The following is a 20,001-nucleotide window of genomic DNA, read 5'->3' on the forward strand; positions in this document are numbered from 1 at the left end:
GCCCGGCCCGGCGGGCGGCGCACCTGTTGCTAGACGCGTGCTCCGTTGTCGAGCGGGTCGCGACGCGCCGTTCTCGTGCCGGAGCGGCGTCCGGGGGCCCGCTTCCGGGCGGGCGGCGGTGCCTTGCTGCTCCGTTCCAGGAGCAGGGCGGCCGGGACGGCGGTCATCACCGAGGAGTACGTGCCGACGCAGATGCCGATCAGCAGGGCGAGCGCGAAGTCGGCCAGCGAGTCACCGCCCAGTACGGCGAGTGCGGTGAGGATGAAGAGGGCCCCCATTCCGGTGTTGAGCGTTCTCGGGACGGTCTGGAGGACGGCCCGGTTGGCGACCTCGGCGACGGGTGCGCGACGGGCCTTCGCCCACAGTTCCCGCACCCGGTCGAAGACCACCACCGAGTCGTTGACGGAGTATCCGATGACGGTGAGGAGTGCGGCCAGGAAGATGCCGTCGACGGTGCGCCCCAGCCAGGCGAAGGCTCCGACCAGGACGATGACGTCGTGGACCAGCGCCGCGACCGAGCCCACCGCGAACGTCCAGCGGAATCTGACCGCCAGATACGCCAGCTGGACGAGGACGGCGATGCCGAGCGCGATCAGGGCGTTGCGCCGCAGTTCGTCGCCGAGGCTGGGACCGATGAGTTCGTCACGGACCTTGGTGGTCTTGCCGCCCTCCTCCGCGAGGGCGGCGCGCAGGGCGTGTTCGCCGTCGTTGTCGAGTTTCCCGGTCCGTACGGAGATGTCGCCCGCGCCCGCCGTGGTGACCTCGGCGTCCGCGAAGCCCGCACCGGCCAGTGCGGTGCGGGCCTGCTCCACGTCGACGGGCCGACTGGTCGAGTACTCGACGAGCCGGCCGCCGGTGAACTCGACGCCCAGGTTGACGCCGCGTACGAAGATGCCGAGGACGGCGACGGCGACCAGGGCCGAGGAGATCAGCAGCCAGCGGCGCGGGGAGCGCATCAGCTGGGGGTCGCGGCGGTTCAGCCAGGTGCGCACCCGGCCAGGACCGGAGATGCCGTTGACGCCCCGGTAATCGCCGACGAACCGGGAGCCGGCGGCCATCTCGGTGAGTGCGCGGGCGATGACGAGCGCGGAGAACATGGAGGCCAGCACGCCGATGGCGAGGGTGACTCCGAAGCCCTTCACCGGTCCCGAGCCGAGGAAGAAGAGCAGCCCGGCCGCGATCAGCGTCGTCACGTTGGAGTCGGCGACGGCGCTCCAGGCACCGCGGAATCCGGCGGTCAGCGAGGAGCGCAGCGAGCGGCCCGGGTGCTGGGTGTGTTCCTCCCTGGCCCGCTCGAAGACCAGCACATTGGCGTCGACCGCCATCCCGATGGCCAGGACGAAGCCGGCGAGGCCCGGAAGGGTGAGGGTGACGCCGAGGGCCACCAGGGCCGCGTAGGAGACAAGTCCGTAGGCGCCGAGTGCGACGGCGGCCAGTGCGCCGAAGAGCCGGTACACGATGGTGATGAAGAGCGCGGTGGCGGCGGCGCCGATGAGGGCGGCCCGGGCGCTGGCGTCGATGGCGGCGGCCCCGAGTGTCGGGCCGACGGTCCGCTGCTCGACGATCTCGACGGGGAGCGGCAGGGCACCGCCCTTGATCAGCAGGGCCAGTTCGCGGGCCTCGTCCGCGCTGAACGATCCGGTGATCTGGGTGGATCCGGAGGGCAGCCCGGCGTTGCAGGCGACGGAGGGAGAGACCTGCGGCGAGGAGATGATCTGCTCGTCGAGGACGATGGCGACGCGGCGCCGGTCGTCCTGGACCGGGTGGCAGGCGGCTTCGCCGGTCAGCCGGGTCCAGTCCCGGCCCGCGTCCTTGTGGAAGTCGAGGGAGACGGTCCAGCCCGCGCCCTGCTGGGCGTCGAAGGCGGCGGTCGCGTCCTTGACGCCCGCGCCGGAGAGCCTGGCCGGGCCGAGGTCGAGGGCGCGGCCCTGTTCGTCGGGGAGCGTCGGCCCGTCGCCGGACTTCTCGCTGCCCGGCGTGTCTGACTTCTCGCCGCTCGGCGTGCCGGATGCGCCGGGCTTCTCGTCGGCCGGTGTGTCCGACTTCTCGCCGAGCGGCGTGCCGGACGCGCCGGGCTTCTCGTCGGCCGGTGTGCCCCGCCCCTGGACCGCGTGGAAGCTGAGCTGGGCGGTTCTGCCGATGACCTCGGCGGCCTTGCGGGGGTCTTGGACGTCCGGGAGTTCGACGATGATCCGGTCCTCGCCGGAGCGGGTCAGCGTGGGTTCGGCGACGCCGAGGGAGTCGATGCGCTGGCGGAGCACCTCCAGGGTGCGGTCGGTGCTGTCCCGGTCCGCCTTCGCGGTGTCCGAGTCCTTGGCCTGGAGCACCATTCTGGTGCCGCCCTGAAGATCGAGGCCGAGTCTGGGTGACATGGTCAGCGTGATGAGCACGGAGACGAGCAGTACGGCCGCAGCCAGAACCGCTCGCACCGTGGTGGCGCGAGTCATGGGTTTCCTCCGAGGGGGCGCCGGGCGCCCTCACCTCGGCGAGGACGGGACGGCGGTTCAGCGGGACGAGACCGGTGGCAGGACCGGTGGCCGGTGAACGGCCGTCCACGGAGGCCCGCGTACGCCGGGGAGCGTGACGCGGGAGCGGTCGGTGGCATGTGGGGGTGCGGCAGGGGCAGGGCGGTGGGCGCGGAGCGGTGCTCGGACGCCGGAGGCGCCGGGGAGCAGGAGGTCGGGGCCGGGCGGCGGGAGGTGGTGTGCGGTGCGGGCCTGGTCGCTGCCGGCCCGGGGCTGGGGCCGTGGTTCGGGCGGCGGCTGGGAGCGGTGGTGGTCGGTCGCCGTGGCCGTGCGGCTGCGCCGGGTGTCGTGGACGGTGCCGGCGGCGCCGGTGCCGGTGCGGGCGGTCCGGTCGGTGTGCTGGGCGGGCTGATGGGCGCCGGGCGTGTACGCGGCGGAGGGCGGCACCCCCGCGAACGGCCGGGCGGGGAGTGCGGATCCGGCGGCTGCGGGGGTGCCGCCGACGACGGTGAGGACTGAGAGCAGGAGGGCCGCGAGGAGCAGCCGGGCCGCCTGCGCGGTGCCGAGGCGTGCCGGAGCGCCCGGCCGTGCCCTCGGGCCTGTCCGGCGGATCAGGGTCGGGCGTGCCCTCGGGGGCACACTCCCCGGGGGCGGCCCCGGGAGGGGGGTCACCCGGTTCGGCCGGTCAGGGCCGGTGCCGCGCCGGCCTGGCGGAGTACGGAGCTGAGTACCAGGCCCGCTCCGCGTACGACCGCGGTCGCCGGGTCGTCGGTGAGACGGACGGGTACGCCGAGGCGGACCGCGATCCGGTTGGTGATGTCGGGCCGGGCGGCCCCGCCCCCGGCGAGCAACGGGCCCTTGCGAAGGGCCCCGAGGACGGCGCCGTGCCGGTCCTGCTTCCACATCTCCATGACCATGTCCAGGACGGTGCGGACGACCGCGGTGGGCGGCTGTGCCGGGTCGAGGTCGTCCAGCCCGGTCTCGGCCTGGCGGGCGTCGCGGACCTGTCCGTCGACGAGCACGGTCGCCTCGGTCAGCCCGGCGCCGATGTCGACGACGAGCAGCGGCCCGCCGGTCCGTGGTCCGGCGCATGCGGCGGCGGCCCGCGCGCTGTCGAGGGCGATGACGGTCGTCGACCCCAGGGCCGCGATCAGTTCCGCCGCCTCGGCGCGGTGCCGGGCGCCGGCGAGGACGGGATGGCTGACCACGATCACGGAGCCGGTGCGGTCCGTGCCCAGTGCCGTGTCGGCGATACGGCCGAGCAGCCGGCCGCAGGACTCGGGGTCGACGATGCGCCCCCGCCGGACCGGGCTGGCGTGCCCCGGCTCCGTGCCCGAGCCGTCGCGGACGTCGGCGTCGGCCAGGACGCCGTGTCCGGGCACCCAGACGCGGGTGCGGGAGCTGCCGAGATCGAGGGCGAGGCCACGGGTGACACCCCGGTGGCCCCGGCGGGCGGACGGGACGGGTCGCCGACCGTCGTGCAGAGAACGCATCGCCCCTCCTCCGCCGCCCTGGCACCACAGCTACGCAGACCATCCATGGACCCGCTGATAGCGAGGCATGGCCGAGCCCTCACTATGCAATAGGGAGGCAAAGAAAGCCACTCCCCAGCAAAATCCAAGGGCAGGAGTCTGCCGTGTGTCACACCTCCGACGGCAGGAAGACGGCGACCAGTTCGGCGAACTCGTCCGGCGCGGCGATCCGGACACCGAGGTCCTCGGCCTTGGTGCGCTTGGATCCGGCCTTCTCCCCGGCGACCAGGAGCGAGGTGCGCTTGGAGACGCTGGACGAGGACTTCCCGCCGGCCCGCTCGATCAGCTCGTTCATCTCGTTGCGGGAGAGCTTCTCCAGCGCGCCGGTCATGGCCCCGGTGACCACCACGGTCATCCCCGCCAGCGGCAGACCCGTGCCCTCCCCGTCCCCGGCGGCGTCCGCTTCCGCGCTCTCCTCCCCCGGTGCGGGCGGCGGCGTCGCGCCGGGCTCCGTCATGTTGACCCCGGCGGCCACCAGCTTCTCGATGAGCGGGGCCAGCTCCACCAGCTCCGCGACGACGCCCGCGGCCTTCTCCTTGCCGATGCCGTCGACCCGCTGGAGCTCCTCGGCGTCGGCCGCCCTGATCCGGTCCATGTCCGCGAAGTACCGCGCGATGCGCCGCGACATGGAGCGCCCGGTGCCACGGACACCCAGCGCGCAGAAGACCCGGGAGAGCGGCTGGGTACGGGCCGTCTCGATGGCGGCCAGGAGGTTGTCGGTGCTGGTCTCGCCCATCCGTTCCAGGCCCAGCAGCTGTTCGCGGCCGAGGGTGAACAGGTCGGCGAAGTCGGCCACCAGACCGGCGTCGACGAGCTGGACGACTCGGGTCGCGCCGAGGCCCTCGATGTCGAGCTGGTCGCGGCCCGCCGCGTACGAGACGGAGGCGACGAGCCGGCAGTCGCGGCCCCGGACGCAGCGCCAGCGCTGCTCGCTGGTGTCTATCTCGGAGCCGCACTGCGGGCACGACTCGGGGAATTCGATGGGCTTCTCGTCGCCGGTGCGCAGATGGGCGACGGGGGCCTCGATCCGGGGGATGATGTCGCCCGCCTTGTAGACCGTCACCCGGTCGCCCAGGCGCAGATCGCGGCGGGTGATGTCGGCGGGGTTGTGCAGCGTGGCGTAGCTGACGGTCGAGCCGTCGATCTCGACCGGCTCCAGCACGGCGCGCGGCGCGATGATGCCGGTCCGGCCCACGTTCCACTCGACGGCCAGGAGCCGGGTGACCTTCTCGACGGCCGGAAGCTTGTACGCGATGGCCCAGCGCGGCGCCCTGCTCCCGGATCCGGCCTCGCGCTGGTCGGCCGCGAGATCGGCCTTGATGACGATGCCGTCGATGCCGAACGGCAACGAGGCGCGCAGGGCCGCGACTTCCTCGACCCGGCTCTGCACCTCCTCGACGGTGGTGACGGTGCGCGGCGCCACGTCCGTGTCCGCCGCGGTGTGCACGCCGAGCCGGGCGGCGTGGGCGAGGACCTCGCTGTGCGGGAGTTCGGCCAGGGTGTCGGTGAGCTCGCCGGAGTCGGGCAGCGGCAGGGCGCCGTAGGCGAAGAACGTCATCTCCACCGTGTACGCGCGGTCCTTGGCCCTCAGGGTGCCCGCCGCGCCGTTCCTCGGGTTGGCGAAGGGGGCGCCGCCGTGTTCGGTGCGCACGGCGTTGGCCTGCTCGAACTGCTCGGTCGTCATGAGGATCTCGCCGCGCATCTCGATCGTCACCGGTTCGGCCAGCTGCTCGGGCAGGCCCACCACGGTGCCGATCGCATGCGAGACGTCCTCGCCCGCGGTGCCGTCGCCCCGGGTGATCAGCTGCTCCAGGCGGCCTGCCCGGTAGCGCGCCGCGACGGCCAGTCCGTCGAGCTTCGGCTCCACGCTCCAGGCGGCGACGGGGCGGCCTATCCGGCGCTCCAGCGACGCCGTCCAGATGACGAACTGTTCGGCCGAGAAGACGTTGTCCAGGGACAGCATCGGAACGGTGTGCGGCACGTCCCCGGTCGCGGCGCCGCCCGCGACCTTGCCGGTCGGGGAGGCGTCCAGCACCTCCTGGGGGTGCTCCTGCTCGTACGCGGCGATCCCCCGCACCAGCCGGTCGTAGGCGTCGTCGTCGAGCGTGCTCTCGCCCGTGGCGTAGTACGCGGCGGCGGCCCGCGAGGCCTCCTCGACGGCGGCGGTGTAGGCGGCGGTGTCGGCGAGCACAACAGCTGAGTTCGTCATGGCCCCCATCCTGCCGCCCACCACTGACAACGGCCTTCAGCCCGCCGCCTGAGCCGTTCCGTCCTCCTCGTCGGCGCCCTCCGCCTCGCCCGGCGCCACCAGCGGTATCTGCGGCCCCGAACACTCCCGGAGCCAGCGCCGCAGCACCTCGTGCACCTGTTCGGCGCCGACCAGTTCCGTGTCCGGTGCCACCGGCGCGGAGAGGTCGGCCGGCCACAGCAGGAAGGGCCTGGACTGCTCGCCGCCCAGGCCGCCGTGGGAGCCGATCTGCTCCTCGAAGGCGTGCACGCAGCCCGTGGCGCCGTCGTACATCGAGTTGACCATGATGTCGGCGACGTGCGGGAAGGTGTCGGTCCGCCGCACCGCCGCGGCCGCCCCCGGACCGAACGGGGCCAGCGGCCCTTCCCCGTCCACCAGCTCCGACACCGGGATCTGTGCCCCGCCGCGGCCCAGCACCACCGATCCGTGCCGCTCGCTGCGGACCAGCAGGAAGCCGATACCGGGATGGTTGGCGAGGGTGCCGAGCAGGGCGGGGTGGCTGCGGTCGAGCTGTTCGCGCGAGGCGCGTCCCACGATGTCGGGGAAGGAGATCAGGCCGAGGTTCCCGGAGGCGAGGACCACGGGGTCAGACGGCTTGCCGAGAGGTTCCACCGCGCCCTCGCCGACCGGCCGGTGCAGGGCGATCCGTACCGCGTCCCGCGCCTCCGAGCCGCTGCGGGTGCGCTGCGCCCGCCGGGACACGGGCAGCCCGCAGCCGGCCCGCACCAGGTCCTTGAGGGTCAGCCCGTACGCCCCCGCGAAGGTCTCCCCCGGGCTCTGTCCGTGGTCGGAGAGCAGCACGATCCGGTAGGTGCGCGGGGTGTGTTCGGCGACCTTGACGATCAGGGCGAGCGAGCGGTCCAGGCGCGCGAGCACCTTCGCCGCGTCGCGGCTGTTCGGTCCGGAGTGGTGCGCCACCTCGTCGTAGGCGACCAGGTCGGCGTAGACGGCGGTCCGGCCGGCGAACATGTCCCCGATGACGGCGGAGACCACCACATCGCGCTCGACGACGGTCGCGAAAGCCCGGATGAAGGGGTACAGCCCGCCGCGCTTGATCCGGGGCGCCACCTTCCGCATCCGCGCCCGGGTCGACTGGCCGACCTCGCGGCAGACCTCGGCCACGAACGACAGTGCGGTGCGCACCGCGTTGGCGGGGTCGGAGAAGTACGCGAAATACCCGGCCCTGGAGCGGCGGCCCTTACCGAACCGGGCGGCCATGGACAGCACGAGCGCCAGCTGGTCGGCGCCCCCGCTGAAGAGATTGCCGCGGCTGGCGCCGTCCAGGGTGAGCAGCCCGCCGTCGTGGGTGCGCGCGATGGCCCGGCGCTGGAGTTCGAGGGCGCTCGCGGGTCTGCTGGAGACCATGACGTCGCCGGTCTCCTTCTCGTACCAGCGGAAGGCGGGGACGTCGTGGTTGCTGCCGTGCAGGATGCCGAGCTGGCTGGCCCCGGTCTGGCTGGACCAGTCGGTGCGCCACGGGGTGAGCCGGTGCCCCTCCTTGTCGGCCAGCCAGTGCGCGACGGTCGGCATCAGCCCTTCCTCGACGGCGCGGGCGAGCGCGTCATGGCCGACTCCGTCGAGCTGGATGAAGACGGTGCCCGGCGGTCCGCTGCGCCCGCTGTCCGTGCCGGTGCGGCGCCGGCGGCGGACGGCCAGCCGGGAGAGCCTGCGCCGGTAGGCGTTGTCGTCGCGGACGGCGAGCGCCGTGGAGGTCGCCGAGGCGACGGCGGACATCACGGCCGCGACGACGACGGCCGTCTCCGGGTCTGCGGCGCCGCGCCCGTCCGGGATGAGCCGCAGGGCGAGCAGCAGCAGCGAACCGTTCAGGAAGAAGACGAGCAGCCCGAGGACCAGCGCGGGCACGATGAGCAGCGCCCTGACCACGACCGGCCAGACCAGTGCGGAGAGCAGACCGAACGCTCCGGCGCCCCAGGCGGCGGTGAACGCGGTCTTGGTTATGCTGTCGCCGTCGTCCGACTGGAGCTGGAAGTCCGGCAGAATCCCGGCGAGCGCCAGCATCGTGAGCGTCGATACCGCCCACACCACGACCACTCGCATCAGGGCGCTGCCGGCTGCTCGCCATCGCCCGTCACCCACGCCGTTTCCACCTCACGTCCGGCCCCTGTCGTTCCGGGCCTCGGCCCCCAGCTTTTCACAGCGGGGCCGCGGGCCACGGCGGCCGGACGGTCAGCAGCCGTCGTAGCCTGCGGTCGGCATGGAGAGCCTGCGGTGCACGCTCGCCTTCGTACGGGCGTTGTACGGCGGCTCGTCGAGTCCGGCGAGCTCCAGGCGTACGCCGCGCCGCTCGCACTCCGCGGCGAACTCCGGCACCGAGGTGAGGGCGCGCGCCAGCACGCGGTCGTTGGCGGCGACGAACAGTTCGACGTCGCCGCTCTCCACGTCGGTCCACAGGGCGTGGTGGTCGGGGCGCAGTCCGTAGAGCCGCAGCTGTCGGGTGACGACGTAGCCCTTGTCCGCGGCCCAGCGGGCGCACATGTCCTGCTGACCGCGGGTGTCCACGAGGAAGGGGTCGCTGTCGAGCTCCTCCAGCGGTGTGAGGCTGGCGATGGCCGCCACCCGTACGTCCGTCACGTCCCCCATGGGCGTTCCCCCCGTGCTTGGCGTACGGGCGACCCTACCCCTCCTACTCCCGTACAAAAAGGCGTATGCCAGGACGGAAGAACTACGTGTCGGCACACAATGCGCCCCCGGCGCCGGGGGCGCGTGTGCGGGGCGGCCGTCAGAGCGAGGTCATGACGTGCTTGGTGCGCGGGTGGTCCTCGAAGCCGTACGCGGAGAGGTCCTTGCCGTAGCCCGACTGCTTGTAGCCGCCGTGCGGCATCTCGGCGACGAGCGCCATGTGCGTGTTGATCCAGACGCAGCCGAAGTCGAGGTTCTTGGACATCCGCATCGCCCGTGGGTGGTCCTTTGTCCATGCCCGCCTCGACCCTGGCGTGGGTGGGGAGGCGGCCGATGAAGCCGCTGACCTGGGCGAGCCGGCCCGCGTTGTTCCTCGGGCCGCTGGCTGCCCGACGACCCGGCGGTGCTGACCGCACTGGTCGTGCACGTCCTCGGTGAGGTGCCGCGCTACGACGAGGCGCACGATCGGCAGCTGCTGGTCTCCGCCCGCGCCTGAACGGAGCTCGACCGCCGCACGGATGCGGCAGCGGCCGCGCTCCACATCCATCCGAACACCCTGACTTACCGGCTGCGGCGATTCGGTGCGCCGGCCGACCGCGACATGGCGTCGACGGGGGCGCCGGCGAAGGTCTGACCGGCGATCCAGGCAGCGGGGGCGCTGGGGCTGACGGACTGAGGGCTCCTCCTCGGCCGGCGGCCGGACGCATCCGCCCGCATCCGCCCCGGCACTACCCTCAAGGGAGCGGAGCGTTCGAAGGACCGGAACGTTCGAAGGAACGGAACAGAGAGCCATGGCGGACGGGAGGCAGACGGTGCCGGTGGAAGTCACCTGGTGGGGTCATGCCACCTGCACCATCGAGGACTCCGGGGTCCGGGTGCTGACCGATCCGCTCTTCGTGCGGCGTCTGGCGCATCTGCGCCGCCGCCGCGGTGAGCTGCCCGGCCCCGAGGCCGCGGTCGCGGACGTCGTGCTCGTCTCGCATCTGCACTCCGACCATCTGCATCTGCCGTCCCTGGCCAGGCTCGCCCCCGGCAGCAGGCTGATCGTGCCGCTGGGCGCGGCGCGCTCGGTGCCGGGGCTGCGGGGCCTGGGCTCGAAGCGTGGGCTGCGGATCACCGAGGTCGCCGCGGGTGACGAGGTCCGGGTCGGTGAGGTGCGGGTACGGGCGGTTCCGGCGATGCACGACGGCAGGCGGATGCCGATGGGCCCGCATCGCTCCCCCGCGCTCGGCTTCGTGGTCGAGGGCGAGGCACGGACGTACTTCGCCGGGGACACGGGGCTCTTCGACGACATGGCCGAGGCCGTCGGGCCGGTGGACACGGCGCTGCTGCCGGTCGGCGGCTGGGGCCCGTATCTGGGCCACGGCCATCTGGACGCGGGGCGGGCGGCGCAGGCGCTGGCCCGGCTGGCACCGAGGTCGGCGGTGCCGGTGCACTACGGCACGTACTGGCCGATCGGCATGGACGGGGTCAGGCCGCACGAGTTCCACTCGCCGGGTGACGAGTTCGTCCGCAAGGCGGCGCTGCTGGCGCCGGACGTGGCCGTGCACCGGCTGTCCCACGGCGAACACGTGCGGCCAAAGGACGCCAGGTGATCCAGGAGGTCGTGAGACAGCTGCCCCCGGAGTCGACGCAGCAGGCGGTCGGCTACCCGTCTCTGTTCCTGCTGGTGGCGCTGGGGGCGCTGGTGCCGGTGGTGCCGACGGGTGCGCTGGTGAGTTCGGCCGCGGTGGTGGCCTTGCATCAGTCGTCACCGTTCTCGCTGCTGATCGTCTTCGCGGTGGCCTCGGCCGCGGCGTTCCTCGGCGACATCTGTCTGTACTGGCTCGGCCAACGGGGGGTGCGGTCGAAGAACGGTTCGAAGTGGCTGCGGACGATCCGGGACCGGGCCGCTCCGGACCGGCTGGCGCAGGCGCAGCGGAAGCTGGACGAGCACGGGGCGATGGTGCTGGTGCTGTCCAGGCTGGTGCCCGCCGGGCGGATACCGGTGATGCTGGCCTGTCTGCTGGGCCGGATGCCGCTGCGGCGGTTCGCCCGTGGCGATGTCCCGGCGTGTCTGGCGTGGGCGGCGACCTATCAGGTGATCGGGATCCTGGGCGGTTCGCTCTTCCCGGAGCCGTGGCAGGGGGTGGTCGCGGCGGTGGGTCTGACGCTGCTGATCAGCGGGGCGCCCGCGGTGCTGCGGAGGATACGGACCTGGTTCAGCCACTGATCGTGCGGGGCGCCGGCTCCAGTACGCGCGAGGCGCCGATCGGCAGGTCCCAGAGCAGGTGGCGGGGGTGTCCGGCGCGTTGCCAGGCGGTGCGCAGCCGGTTCAGCGGTTCGAGCACGGGCTCGGCGGAGAGCAGGAAGGTGGCCCAGTGCATCGGCGCCATCGCACGCGCGCCGAGGTCCTCGTACGCCTGCACGGCCTCCTCCGGATCGGTGTGCACGTCGCCGAGCCACCAGCGCGGTTCGTACGCCCCGATCGGCAGGAGGGTCAGGTCGATGCCGGGGTACCGGCTGCCGATCTCGCCGAACCAGTGCCCGTAGCCGGTGTCCCCTGCGAAGTGGATCCGCCGGGCGCCGGGGCCGGGGGCGGAGATGATCCAGCCGCCCCACAGGGAGCGGCAGGTGTCGGTCAGGGTCCGTTTGGACCAGTGGTGGGCCGGCACGAAGTCGAAGCGGACCCCGTCGAGCTGGGCCGATTCCCACCAGTCGAGCTCCGTGACACAGGTGAAGCGGCGACGACGGCACCAGCGGCCGAGCCCGGCGGGGACGAGGAGCGGGGTGTCCCTGGGCAGTCTGCGCAGGGTGGGGGCGTCGAGGTGGTCGTAGTGGTTGTGGCTGATGACGACGGCGTCCACGGGCGGCAGGTCCTCCCAGCGGACGCCGACCGGGGTGATCCTGGCCGGGGTCCCGAGGATCCGCCGGGACCAGACGGGGTCGGTGAGGACGGTCAGCCCGCCGGTGCGGATGATCCAGCTGGCGTGCCCGGCCCAGGTGACGGACGTGCTGCCCGCGGGGGTGACCGGCAGTGGTTCGGGGGCGTACGGGAGCCGGTGGATGCCTCGCAGTCCCTCCGCGTTGGGCCGCAGGGAGTGTTCGCGAGCCAGTCGGGACATGCCTATGACACCGGGGAGGGGCGCGGTGAGCCGGTCCGCGAAGCTCCTGGGCCATTCCCGGATCTCGCCGAGCAGACGCGGTTCGACGATCCGGCCGCGGGCTGTACGGTGCGGCTGCGGCTGTGCGGTCCCGGTGCGGGAGCGCTCGGTCTGTTCCGTCATCGAGAGACTCCCGTCTCGCAGTTCCTCATCGGAGTTCGTCGAGGGCCGTTGCGAAAATGTTCAGCGCCTCGGCAACATGCGGCAATTCAAGGGGCGCCACAGCGGTGAGGCACTCCAGTTGCTGTTCCGGGGCCGACCCGAGCAGCGCCCCGGTGCCCAGCCGCACCCGCAGCGCCCCCAGTTCGTCGCCGAACCGGTGTCCGCCCGGTGTCGGTGCGCCGAGACGTTCCGTCAGGTACTCCTCCAGCTCCAGCGAGTCCGTGACGCCACGGGCGGCCAGTCGGGCCCTGAGCGGGCCGAGATCGGCGTAGAGGTGCCGGCCCGCCTGCGGGGGCCTGGCCAGCGCTCCCGACGCCAGGACCGCGCGGTGGGCGGCGCCCGCGATCCGTGCCTGGAGCGCGGCGGCCCGGCGGACCCTGTCCGTCACGGAGCCCGGTTCGCGCAGAGCGTGGGCGGCGGCCATGGCTACCGGCCCCGCGACGAGCGCGCCGAGCGCGGTGAGGATGTCGAGCGTACGGGCGTGGCGCACCGCGGCCCGTTCGGTGTCCGGGAACCGGGCGACGGCGACCGGCCAGGCGGACGGGGTCAGTGCTCCGGCCAGGTCACAGACGACCGTGACGTCGTCCGGGCACATCTCGGCCGGGCTGAGCAGCACCGTGTCGCGCGGCCGGTGCAGGGTGTCGCGCCAGGTCTCGTCGCTCACGACGTGCAGCCCCTCCGCGATCGCCGCCTCGCACGCCTCGCGCACCAGCTCCGGCGGGGCGACGGTGGCGGTCGGGTCGTCGACGACGGAGATCATCAGCAGCCGGGGCCGGCCGCCCTCGGCACGCACCCTGCGCACGGTCTCCAGGAGCGCGTACGGATCGGGCACGCCACCGCACTCGGCCGGGGTCGGCACATGGTAGGCGGGCCTGCCGAGCAGCCGGGCCTGTGGGATCCAGGTGGCTGGGCAGGGGCGCGGCATGAGTACGTCGCCGCCGTGCGCGGCGATCAGCGCGAGCAGCAGCGGCGAGGCGCCCGGGGCCGCGGCGACGCGCTCCGGGCTGCCGGGCAGCCCGCGCCGCTCCCAGTAGGCGGCCGCGGCCGTGCGCAGCGCCGGGCCGCCACCGGTAGGTTCGGGTTCGCCCCGGCCCGCCGCCGCGGCGAGCACCTCGGCCAGCTCGGGCAGCACCGGCAGACCCGGATCGGGGGCGGGCGGCCCGTACCGGACGGGGCCCCGGTCCTCGCGTACGGAGCGCGCGCCGCCCCCGGCCCGTCCGGGCCGCTCGGTCCGCTGCCGCGCCATCCGGGCCTCCTTCGCCGCCGCCCCGTCACTCTGTCGCGCCGTCTCGCACTCAGGGCCCTTTATACGAGGGTTCGGCCGACCGCGCCCGCCGACGGAGCGGTGGGGCGCCGATGAGGCGGCGTCAGCCGGCGAAGGCCGCCTGGGGCATTCCGCGCCCCGCGTCCGGCAGCACCAGCAGCGAACCGGACAGCGGGTGCGGAGCGGTGAGCCCGGTCCGGGCGGTGGAGATGTACAGGTCGTTCAGGTCCCGGCCGCCGAAGGCGCAGGCGGTCGGGCGCCTGACCGGCACCGCGACGATCCGGTCCAGCGCGCCGTCGGCCGTGTACCGCCGCACCGCCGCCCCGTCCCACAGCGCGACCCAGACGGCCCCTTCGGCGTCGACCGTCAGCCCGTCGGGGAATCCCGCGCCCTCCTCGACGGTGGCGAACGGGCGCCGGTTCACGGCGTGTTCCCCGTCGAAGTCGAAGACGTCGATACGGCGCGTCGGTGTGTCGATGAAGTACATCAGCCGCCCGTCCGGGCTCCAGCCGATGCCGTTGCCGCAGGCCACGACAGGCAGCACCGCGCTCGTCGTGCCGTCGGCCGCGACCCGGGAGAGGCTGCCGCCGTCCGGGGCCCCGTCGTAGCGCATGGTGCCCACCCACAGCGCCCCGTCCGGCGCGACGGCCGCGTCGTTGCCGCGCCGGCCCGGCACCGGGTCGTGGGCCAGCCACCGGAAGGCTCCGTCGGCGTCGTACAGACCGATGCCGTCACGCAGATTGACCACGAGTCCGCCGCCGGCGCGCGGTTTGGCGGCGCCGACGTGCTGTTCGGTCGCCTGCACCGTACGGCGGCCGCTCACCGGGTCGTAGGTGTGCACGCGCGCGGAGACGATGTCGACCCAGATCAGCCGTCCGGTGGACGGGTCCCAGGTCGGGCCCTCGCCGAGCTCGGCCCGCTCGCGCACGGCCACGTCCAGGTGCGGTGTGTTCACTTCTGCCTCTCGTGACCGGAATGCCGGAATACCGGAAGCCGGAACGCCGGAACGCCGGAATATCGAGCACACACTAATCCTGCTCTTCGGCCTCTCTGCGGTCGCGGGGCGATGAGCGCCCTCCCGCGTCGGCCGGGTCTGTCGGACGCCCGGCTGAGCGGCCTGGTTCGAGACGTGTCCCGGCCCGTCGGTAACCTGCGTCGTCATGATGCGCGCGTGGATTCTGCCGATGCTGTTCGTGCTCTGCGGCTCAGCCGTCGCGACCGGGCCGATCCTCCGGGGAAGCCCCGGCGAAGCTGCGGCAATCCTGCTGGTGTTCGTGCTGTTGGCAGGTGTGAACTCGCCTCTGGTCTTTCCCAGGTCCATCGGTGCGCTGGAGGCACGACGCCGCAGCGCGGTCGACGGCCGGCCGGTCGTCTACTGGCGGTCGGGCTGCAAGTACTGTCTGCGCCTGCGCCTCCGGTTGGGCCGCAGCGCCCGCCGGTTGCACTGGGTCGACATCTGGCGCGATGCGGACGGAGCGGCAGCGGTGCGGGCGGCCAACGACGGCAACGAGACCGTGCCGACGGTCGTCGTGGCGGGCCGGTCCCATGTCAACCCGGATGTCGAATGGGTGCGCGGACAGCTGTCTCCATCCGCGTGATCGCAATCGATGCCGTATCACCATGCGCCTCCTGATGCAGCGCTTCGCAAGGCTCGACACGAAGTCCCGAAGCGATCGGGCGATCGTCGGGGAACTCGGGGCGGGCACCGACGACCTGGCGGCGAAGACGAATTCGGCGGCGGTGATCCTGCAGAGTCAGGCGAGCAAGGCGGTGCGGGAGTGGCTGGAGGTCCACCAGAGCACCCTGGCGAAGGATTCGCCCACCTTCTCGTAGCCACGGCACTGCCGTGACCCGACGAGCACGGCTCTCGGGACCGGCGGCTGACAGCCGAGTTCTCAGGCCTGCCGGCCGAGCAGTGCGAGGAGCCGGGTCTGCGGGTCGGCGTCCGGTGCGGTCTCGGCGGGCGCCGCGAACAGACCGCTCTGCGAGAGGTCCTTCGCGTACGGTCCGACCTCACGGTCGGCGAAGTCGACCAGCCTGGCGGGCAGGCGCTCGTCGGCGCCGATCGCCCGGGACAGATCCCAGGCGTGCACCACGGCGTCGGCCACCATCTGCGCGCAGTAGGAATCGGCGGCGCTGTCCCCGTACGACAGGTTCACCGTCCCCTCCAGCGCGCCCGGCGCCTCGAACGCCCGGCGCGCCCCGGCTGCCGCCCGGTCCCACGCGGCCACGGGGTCGTCGCCCAGCACATCCCCGTCGAAGGCGTCGCCGACCTCGGCGACGGTGCGGCGCCCGGTGACGAGCGGCGGCACCCAGAGCTGTTCGGCGGTGAGATGGGCGACCAGGTCGCGGACGGTCCACTCGGTGCACGGCGTCGGTGCGGACCACTGGTCCTCGGGCACCGCGTGCACCCGGTCGGTGAAGAGCCGGAGCGCCTCGCCGTGGCGTTCGAGGATTTCGCTGACGGAAGCAACGGAAGCAGATGCCATGCGTCCACTCTCCCCGGCCCGAGGCCGGGGCGCGAGCGGGCAACGCCCACATACCGAGATGCAGATCTCAAACTCCGGAACTCCGGCGTACGGTGGCCGTACCGTCACCGCTTCGTGGCTCGCGTTCCCGGCACGCTCCGGAACGCTTCCGGCCGCGTTCCGAGAAAGGACCCACGGCCATGCCGAAGGAGACCGCCGTCTACACCCACGGCCACCACGAGTCGGTGCTGCGCTCGCACCGGTGGCGCACCGCCGCCAACTCCGCGGCCTATCTGACCGACGAGCTCCGCCCCGGGCTGGCCGTGCTGGACGTGGGCTGCGGACCGGGCACCATCACCGCGGATCTGGCCGCGCTGGTGGCTCCCGGCCGGGTGACCGCCGTCGACACCGCCGAGGAGATCCTGTCCCAGGCGGCCGGAGTCGCGGCCGAACACGGGCTGGACAACGTCGAGTTCGCCGTCGCCGATGTGCACGCGCTGGACTACCCCGATGACTCCTTCGATGTCGTCCACGCCCACCAGGTGCTCCAGCACGTGGGTGACCCGGTGCAGGCGCTGCGCGAGATGCGGCGTGTCTGCCGCCCCGGCGGCATCGTCGCGGCCCGCGACAGCGACTACGCGGCGATGGCCTGGTACCCGGAGGTTCCGGGCCTGGACGACTGGCTCGACCTGTACCGCCGGGTCGCGCGCGCCAACGGCGGCGAGCCGGACGCGGGCCGCCGGCTGCTCTCCTGGGCCCGCCGGGCCGGCTTCACCGACATCACCCCAACCGCCGCCAACTGGTGTTTCGCCACCCCGGACAGCAGAGACTGGTGGAGCGGCCTGTGGGCGGACCGCACGGTCGGTTCGGTGTACGCGAAGATCGCCGTCGAGGGCGGCCGTGCGAGCACCGAGGAACTGGCGGAGATCGCCGACGCGTGGCGCGAGTGGGGCACGAGGGACGACGCCTGGTTCCTGGTACCGCACGGCGAGGTGCTCTGCCGGGTCTGAGCGCGCCGCCCCTCCCCGGACGAATCGATCACACGCCGATGTGACGCCAACTACCCTGGCTCGCATGGACATTCTGGGAACCACGCTGCGTATCTGCGTCGACGACCTGGAGGCCGCGGTGGCCTTCTACGAGGACCTCACGGGCAGTTCGGCGCTCCGTTTCGAGCGCGGCGGGGTCTCGGTCGCCGCGATCAGCTGCTTTCTCCTGATGAGCGGCCCGGAGTCGGAGCTGGAGATCCTGCGCAAGGTGACGGCGACGATCGCTGTCAAGGACGTCGACGACGCGCACGCCTCCCTCACCCGCGTCGGTGCCCGGATCATCGCGGGTCCGGTACCGACGCCGGTGGGCCGCAATCTGATCGCCGTGCACCCGGACGGCTCGGTCTTCGAGTACGTCGACCGGAGCCTGCCGTCCGGCCGGTGAGGGCCGGACGGCACCGGTGACGTTCCATCAACTCTTTGGACACATACGGAAGTTGTACCTGCCGGGCAGCGGATCGTCCGTGAGCTGGGCCCATAGCTCGTCCAGGATCTGCGCACCCTCGCGCAGGTCCTCGACCTCGAAGCCTTCGTCGAAGACGGCTCGGGCCGCGGCCCGGTCGCCCTCGGCGAGCAGCAGCCGGGCCTCCAGCAGACGGAACCGGCCGCGCCGCCGGAGCGCCGGAGGCAGGGCCGCCCATACGGTCCGGGCCGCCGCGGCGCGGCCGGCCGTCAGCAGCGCTTCCGCCGCCTCCCGGCCCAGCGCCGCCGTGGCCGCCGTCCATTCCTCGCCGTCGTCGCGGCTTTCCGCGCACAGGTCGTCGAACGCCTCGCCGTAGAGGTCCGCGGCCCGGTCCCGCTGCCGGCCCTCCCCGGCGGCGACGGCGAGGCACCGCAGCAACGGCCAGCGGGACGGGGCGAGTACCAGCCCGCGCTCCCAGCTGCGGACCGCCTGGGCGCGGTCACCGGCATGCCACTGGGCGACGCCCAGATGGTACTCGGTGAGCGGTTCGGCGGGGGCCGTCTCCAGCATGTCGCGCCAGTGCGGGGAGACCAGGGAGGGGCCGGGCGGGACCACCCGGCCCGGCTCGGGGAACGTGCCCTGGTCCAGCAACTCCAGCCAGGGCCGCTGCTGTTCGCCGAGGGTGGAGTCGGCGAACGGGGTACCGGGGAGCTCGTACTTGCCCCGCCTGACCTCCAGCGCGCCCCAGCCCGAGCCGGTGGCGAGCGGCTCACCGGGTTCGGTGTCCGCGCAGGGGCGCCAGGCGGCGTAGGCGGCATCGACATCGGCGCGCGGCAGCGCCTCGGCCCGCCGCTGTTCGGTCTCGGAGCGGGCCGCCGCCCAGTCCTCGCCGTGCACGGCGAGCGGGTCCGCGGACAGCGGGCCGTACGACTCCAGCCAGCTGAACTCGGCGCCCGGTTCGAGCGGGACGTGCTCCAGCTGGGTACGGGCGAGTCCGGCCTGGATCTCGGCGTATCCGACGGTGCCGGGCTCGGTGAGCCACTCCTGCCAGCGCCGCCCGCCCGCGCCGCTGCCCCAGAGGAACAGCTTGCGGCCGCGCAACAGATCGGTCGACGTCTGGACGAGCCCGTGGCCGTCCTCGTCGAGCGAGGCTATCCAGCGGCGGGCGCCGTCGGGCACCTCGTAGAAGTAGTCGGCGGGGAAGTCGCCGCGCAGCGGGTATGTACGGTCGACCGAGCCGGACACCGGGACCGGGACCCGGGTCAGGGTCCGTTCGTACCCGAAGTGCCAGGCCTCGTCGGCGGGGGCGAGGACGCGGGTGCGTTCGCCTTCGGGTACGGCGATGTTGGACCACCAGTACACGGGCGCGGTGTGCTCGTGCGGATTGCGGATCCGTACGCCGACGTGCAGGAAGTCGGAGTCGTGCGGCAGCCACAGGTCCACCTGGAACGGCAGGTCGCGCAGCCGCTCCCACTCCCAGAGGCGGACCATCTCGCCGCCGTCGGGCGCGGGGACCAGGGCCGCGTGGAGCGGGGCACAGGACAGTGTGGTGTGGCCCGTGGCCCCGATGTTCCATTCGATGCCGCCGGAGAACCAGGCGCCGTTGAGCGCGAAGTCGGCGGGCTGGAGCACGGGGTTGCGGTAAAGGAGTTCCCGGCCGGTCGGTTTGTGGTGGAGGGAGTGGACACGGCCGCCGAGACCGGGCAGCACGGTGGCCCGCAGCCGGTCGTTCTCGATGACGATCGCGTCGAGTGCGGTGGGGGTTCGCTCACGGCCGTAGCCGTCGAGGATGCGCACCGGCAGCACGGTGGACAGTGGTTCGAAGCCGATCTGTCGTGCCATGTCACGTGGCAGTGCGGCCCGGTCGCGTTCGTCGATCACATGCATCTCGTCGAGCGGCCGCAACGCGGGCAACGGATTCTCCGGGCCCAGCGGCCCGGCGGGCAGGGTCAGTACGGCACGTCGTACGGTCGTGGCCAAGGCAACCTCGCTCCCTCACGCGGGCCGCCACAGGTCCGGGCGCCCCCGATGACCATGGAACACGTTGGGCAACGCTGCTGCCAGGGGCTTCGCTGCCAGACTTCGGCAAAGACGCTCTTCCGGCAAGGACGGACCCGGGCGGCTTCGGGGCGCGCGTCCCGACCGGCCCCCCGCCCGTAAATTCGGGTGCGTTCCGCCCCCACCGCCGTAACCTTGGCCCTCGACGGGGATCGGTGGCATGGGCCGGTGCGGCATGCCCGGACGGAACGCGGAGCGGATCACGATGAGCACGCAGCACACCTACCGAGTGATCGTGCGCGGCACCTGGGACGGGCTTTCGGACGAGGCGCGTGCCCGGCTGCTGTCCGAGGTGGACGCACACGGCCTGACCGCGATGCAGTTCTCCGAGGAGGGCTCGCTCGCGTACGACCGTGTGCTCAAGCACTTCAGCTTCCGGTACGTGGTCGTCTCCGACGCCGAGGACGGCGAGGAGTTGGCGGCCGCGATCGCCGAGGACCGCGCCGAGACCTACCTGGACGAGCGCGGGTACGGCCATGGCGCACTGCGATCCTCGGTGACGGACATGGACACCATGAAGATCAATTACAAGGGGCGGCGGGGCTCGGGTGCGGCCTGACGCCCAACCG

The 20,001-nt window shown here is 73.0% G+C and carries 18 protein-coding genes and 2 pseudogenes; 8 read left to right on the top strand and 12 right to left on the bottom strand.

The window, feature by feature from the left end:
* Positions 1-29 precede the first annotated feature (29 nt).
* The 7 genes and pseudogenes from secD to ACIRJP_RS00405 all read right to left on the bottom strand — a co-directional run.
* The gene (gene secD, locus ACIRJP_RS00375; protein ID WP_404166607.1) at positions 30-2,447 is read right to left on the bottom strand and encodes a protein translocase subunit SecD; all 2,418 of its coding nucleotides are present in this window, start codon (positions 2,445-2,447) and stop codon (positions 30-32) included.
* 57 nt (positions 2,448-2,504) lie between these two features.
* Positions 2,505-3,104 (bottom strand): hypothetical protein, encoded by a 600-nt coding sequence (locus tag ACIRJP_RS00380; protein ID WP_404166610.1) that lies wholly within the window; start codon positions 3,102-3,104, stop codon positions 2,505-2,507.
* A gap of 29 nt (positions 3,105-3,133) precedes the next feature.
* Positions 3,134-3,958, bottom strand: a complete 825-nt coding sequence (locus tag ACIRJP_RS00385) for a rod shape-determining protein MreC (protein ID WP_404166613.1) — start codon at positions 3,956-3,958, stop codon at positions 3,134-3,136.
* A 148-nt stretch (positions 3,959-4,106) separates the two neighbouring features.
* Complete coding sequence (gene ligA, locus ACIRJP_RS00390; protein WP_404166616.1) at positions 4,107-6,215, bottom strand: NAD-dependent DNA ligase LigA; 2,109 nt, start codon at positions 6,213-6,215, stop codon at positions 4,107-4,109.
* A gap of 27 nt (positions 6,216-6,242) precedes the next feature.
* Positions 6,243-8,342: a phage holin family protein gene (locus ACIRJP_RS00395; RefSeq protein ID WP_404166619.1), complete on the bottom strand. Its 2,100-nt coding sequence runs from the start codon at positions 8,340-8,342 to the stop codon at positions 6,243-6,245.
* Between the two features lie 90 nt (positions 8,343-8,432).
* Positions 8,433-8,846: a hypothetical protein gene (locus tag ACIRJP_RS00400; protein ID WP_351257918.1), complete on the bottom strand. Its 414-nt coding sequence runs from the start codon at positions 8,844-8,846 to the stop codon at positions 8,433-8,435.
* Positions 8,847-8,985: 139 nt separating this feature from the next.
* Positions 8,986-9,265: pseudogene (locus tag ACIRJP_RS00405) on the bottom strand (aldehyde dehydrogenase family protein); the annotation flags it as partial.
* Between the two features lie 140 nt (positions 9,266-9,405).
* Between ACIRJP_RS00405 and ACIRJP_RS00410 the strand changes: the two are divergent.
* The 3 genes and pseudogenes from ACIRJP_RS00410 to ACIRJP_RS00420 form a co-directional block, all read left to right on the top strand.
* Positions 9,406-9,519 (top strand): annotated as a pseudogene (locus ACIRJP_RS00410) (helix-turn-helix domain-containing protein); the annotation flags it as partial.
* A gap of 178 nt (positions 9,520-9,697) precedes the next feature.
* The gene (locus tag ACIRJP_RS00415; RefSeq protein ID WP_404167601.1) at positions 9,698-10,480 is read left to right on the top strand and encodes an MBL fold metallo-hydrolase; all 783 of its coding nucleotides are present in this window, start codon (positions 9,698-9,700) and stop codon (positions 10,478-10,480) included.
* Entirely contained in the window at positions 10,477-11,097 is a 621-nt protein-coding gene (locus ACIRJP_RS00420) for a DedA family protein (protein ID WP_404166622.1), read from the top strand. The genes ACIRJP_RS00415 and ACIRJP_RS00420 overlap by 4 nt, the downstream gene beginning before the upstream one ends.
* Here the strand turns inward: ACIRJP_RS00420 and ACIRJP_RS00425 are convergent.
* The 3 genes from ACIRJP_RS00425 to ACIRJP_RS00435 form a co-directional block, all read right to left on the bottom strand.
* Positions 11,087-12,151 (bottom strand): MBL fold metallo-hydrolase, encoded by a 1,065-nt coding sequence (locus tag ACIRJP_RS00425; RefSeq protein ID WP_404166625.1) that lies wholly within the window; start codon positions 12,149-12,151, stop codon positions 11,087-11,089. The genes ACIRJP_RS00420 and ACIRJP_RS00425 overlap by 11 nt on opposite strands.
* 25 nt (positions 12,152-12,176) lie before the next feature.
* Positions 12,177-13,436, bottom strand: a complete 1,260-nt coding sequence (locus tag ACIRJP_RS00430) for an aminotransferase class I/II-fold pyridoxal phosphate-dependent enzyme (RefSeq protein ID WP_404166628.1) — start codon at positions 13,434-13,436, stop codon at positions 12,177-12,179.
* A 121-nt stretch (positions 13,437-13,557) separates the two neighbouring features.
* The gene (locus tag ACIRJP_RS00435; protein WP_404166631.1) at positions 13,558-14,409 is read right to left on the bottom strand and encodes an SMP-30/gluconolactonase/LRE family protein; all 852 of its coding nucleotides are present in this window, start codon (positions 14,407-14,409) and stop codon (positions 13,558-13,560) included.
* Positions 14,410-14,614: 205 nt separating this feature from the next.
* Here ACIRJP_RS00435 and ACIRJP_RS00440 point away from each other — a divergent pair, with 205 nt between their 5' ends.
* Positions 14,615-15,052 carry a glutaredoxin domain-containing protein gene (locus ACIRJP_RS00440; RefSeq protein WP_404166634.1) on the top strand — a complete coding sequence of 146 codons (438 nt, stop codon included), beginning with the start codon at positions 14,615-14,617 and terminating at the stop codon, positions 15,050-15,052.
* 22 nt (positions 15,053-15,074) lie between these two features.
* Positions 15,075-15,287: a hypothetical protein gene (locus ACIRJP_RS00445; protein ID WP_404166637.1), complete on the top strand. Its 213-nt coding sequence runs from the start codon at positions 15,075-15,077 to the stop codon at positions 15,285-15,287.
* A 62-nt stretch (positions 15,288-15,349) separates the two neighbouring features.
* Here the strand turns inward: ACIRJP_RS00445 and ACIRJP_RS00450 are convergent, their stop codons facing one another.
* A complete protein-coding gene (locus tag ACIRJP_RS00450; RefSeq protein WP_404166640.1) occupies positions 15,350-15,943 on the bottom strand; it encodes a TIGR03086 family metal-binding protein in 594 nt (197 codons plus the stop codon).
* Positions 15,944-16,122: 179 nt separating this feature from the next.
* On the opposite strand from ACIRJP_RS00450, the gene ACIRJP_RS00455 reads away from it, so the two are divergent.
* Together ACIRJP_RS00455 and ACIRJP_RS00460 are read left to right on the top strand one after the other, a co-directional pair.
* Entirely contained in the window at positions 16,123-16,932 is an 810-nt protein-coding gene (locus ACIRJP_RS00455) for a methyltransferase domain-containing protein (protein ID WP_404166643.1), read from the top strand.
* 64 nt (positions 16,933-16,996) lie between these two features.
* Positions 16,997-17,356: a VOC family protein gene (locus ACIRJP_RS00460; RefSeq protein WP_266728329.1), complete on the top strand. Its 360-nt coding sequence runs from the start codon at positions 16,997-16,999 to the stop codon at positions 17,354-17,356.
* A gap of 27 nt (positions 17,357-17,383) precedes the next feature.
* Here the strand turns inward: ACIRJP_RS00460 and ACIRJP_RS00465 are convergent, their stop codons facing one another.
* Positions 17,384-19,354 carry a DUF5107 domain-containing protein gene (locus tag ACIRJP_RS00465; RefSeq protein WP_404166646.1) on the bottom strand — a complete coding sequence of 657 codons (1,971 nt, stop codon included), beginning with the start codon at positions 19,352-19,354 and terminating at the stop codon, positions 17,384-17,386.
* A gap of 283 nt (positions 19,355-19,637) precedes the next feature.
* On the opposite strand from ACIRJP_RS00465, the gene ACIRJP_RS00470 reads away from it, so the two are divergent.
* Positions 19,638-19,991, top strand: a complete 354-nt coding sequence (locus ACIRJP_RS00470; protein ID WP_404166649.1) for a DUF6204 family protein — start codon at positions 19,638-19,640, stop codon at positions 19,989-19,991.
* Positions 19,992-20,001 lie beyond the last annotated feature (10 nt).

The organism is Streptomyces sp. NPDC102437, assembly GCF_044765565.1.
Taxonomy (GTDB): domain Bacteria; phylum Actinomycetota; class Actinomycetes; order Streptomycetales; family Streptomycetaceae; genus Streptomyces.

What these genes read in the sequence shown, in the direction of transcription:
- ACIRJP_RS00455 (WP_404166643.1), top strand. Translation starts at nt 16,123, where the DNA reads ATGCCGAAGGAGACCGCCGTCTACACCCACGGCCACCACGAGTCGGTG.
- ACIRJP_RS00470 (WP_404166649.1), top strand. Translation starts at nt 19,638, where the DNA reads ATGAGCACGCAGCACACCTACCGAGTGATCGTGCGCGGCACCTGGGAC.
- ACIRJP_RS00450 (WP_404166640.1), bottom strand. Translation starts at nt 15,943, where the DNA reads ATGGCATCTGCTTCCGTTGCTTCCGTCAGCGAAATCCTCGAACGCCAC.
- ACIRJP_RS00460 (WP_266728329.1), top strand. Translation starts at nt 16,997, where the DNA reads ATGGACATTCTGGGAACCACGCTGCGTATCTGCGTCGACGACCTGGAG.
- ACIRJP_RS00400 (WP_351257918.1), bottom strand. Translation starts at nt 8,846, where the DNA reads ATGGGGGACGTGACGGACGTACGGGTGGCGGCCATCGCCAGCCTCACA.
- ligA (WP_404166616.1), bottom strand. Translation starts at nt 6,215, where the DNA reads ATGGGGGCCATGACGAACTCAGCTGTTGTGCTCGCCGACACCGCCGCC.
- secD (WP_404166607.1), bottom strand. Translation starts at nt 2,447, where the DNA reads ATGACTCGCGCCACCACGGTGCGAGCGGTTCTGGCTGCGGCCGTACTG.
- ACIRJP_RS00445 (WP_404166637.1), top strand. Translation starts at nt 15,075, where the DNA reads ATGCGCCTCCTGATGCAGCGCTTCGCAAGGCTCGACACGAAGTCCCGA.
- ACIRJP_RS00440 (WP_404166634.1), top strand. Translation starts at nt 14,615, where the DNA reads ATGATGCGCGCGTGGATTCTGCCGATGCTGTTCGTGCTCTGCGGCTCA.
- ACIRJP_RS00425 (WP_404166625.1), bottom strand. Translation starts at nt 12,151, where the DNA reads ATGACGGAACAGACCGAGCGCTCCCGCACCGGGACCGCACAGCCGCAG.
- ACIRJP_RS00430 (WP_404166628.1), bottom strand. Translation starts at nt 13,436, where the DNA reads ATGGCGCGGCAGCGGACCGAGCGGCCCGGACGGGCCGGGGGCGGCGCG.
- ACIRJP_RS00385 (WP_404166613.1), bottom strand. Translation starts at nt 3,958, where the DNA reads ATGCGTTCTCTGCACGACGGTCGGCGACCCGTCCCGTCCGCCCGCCGG.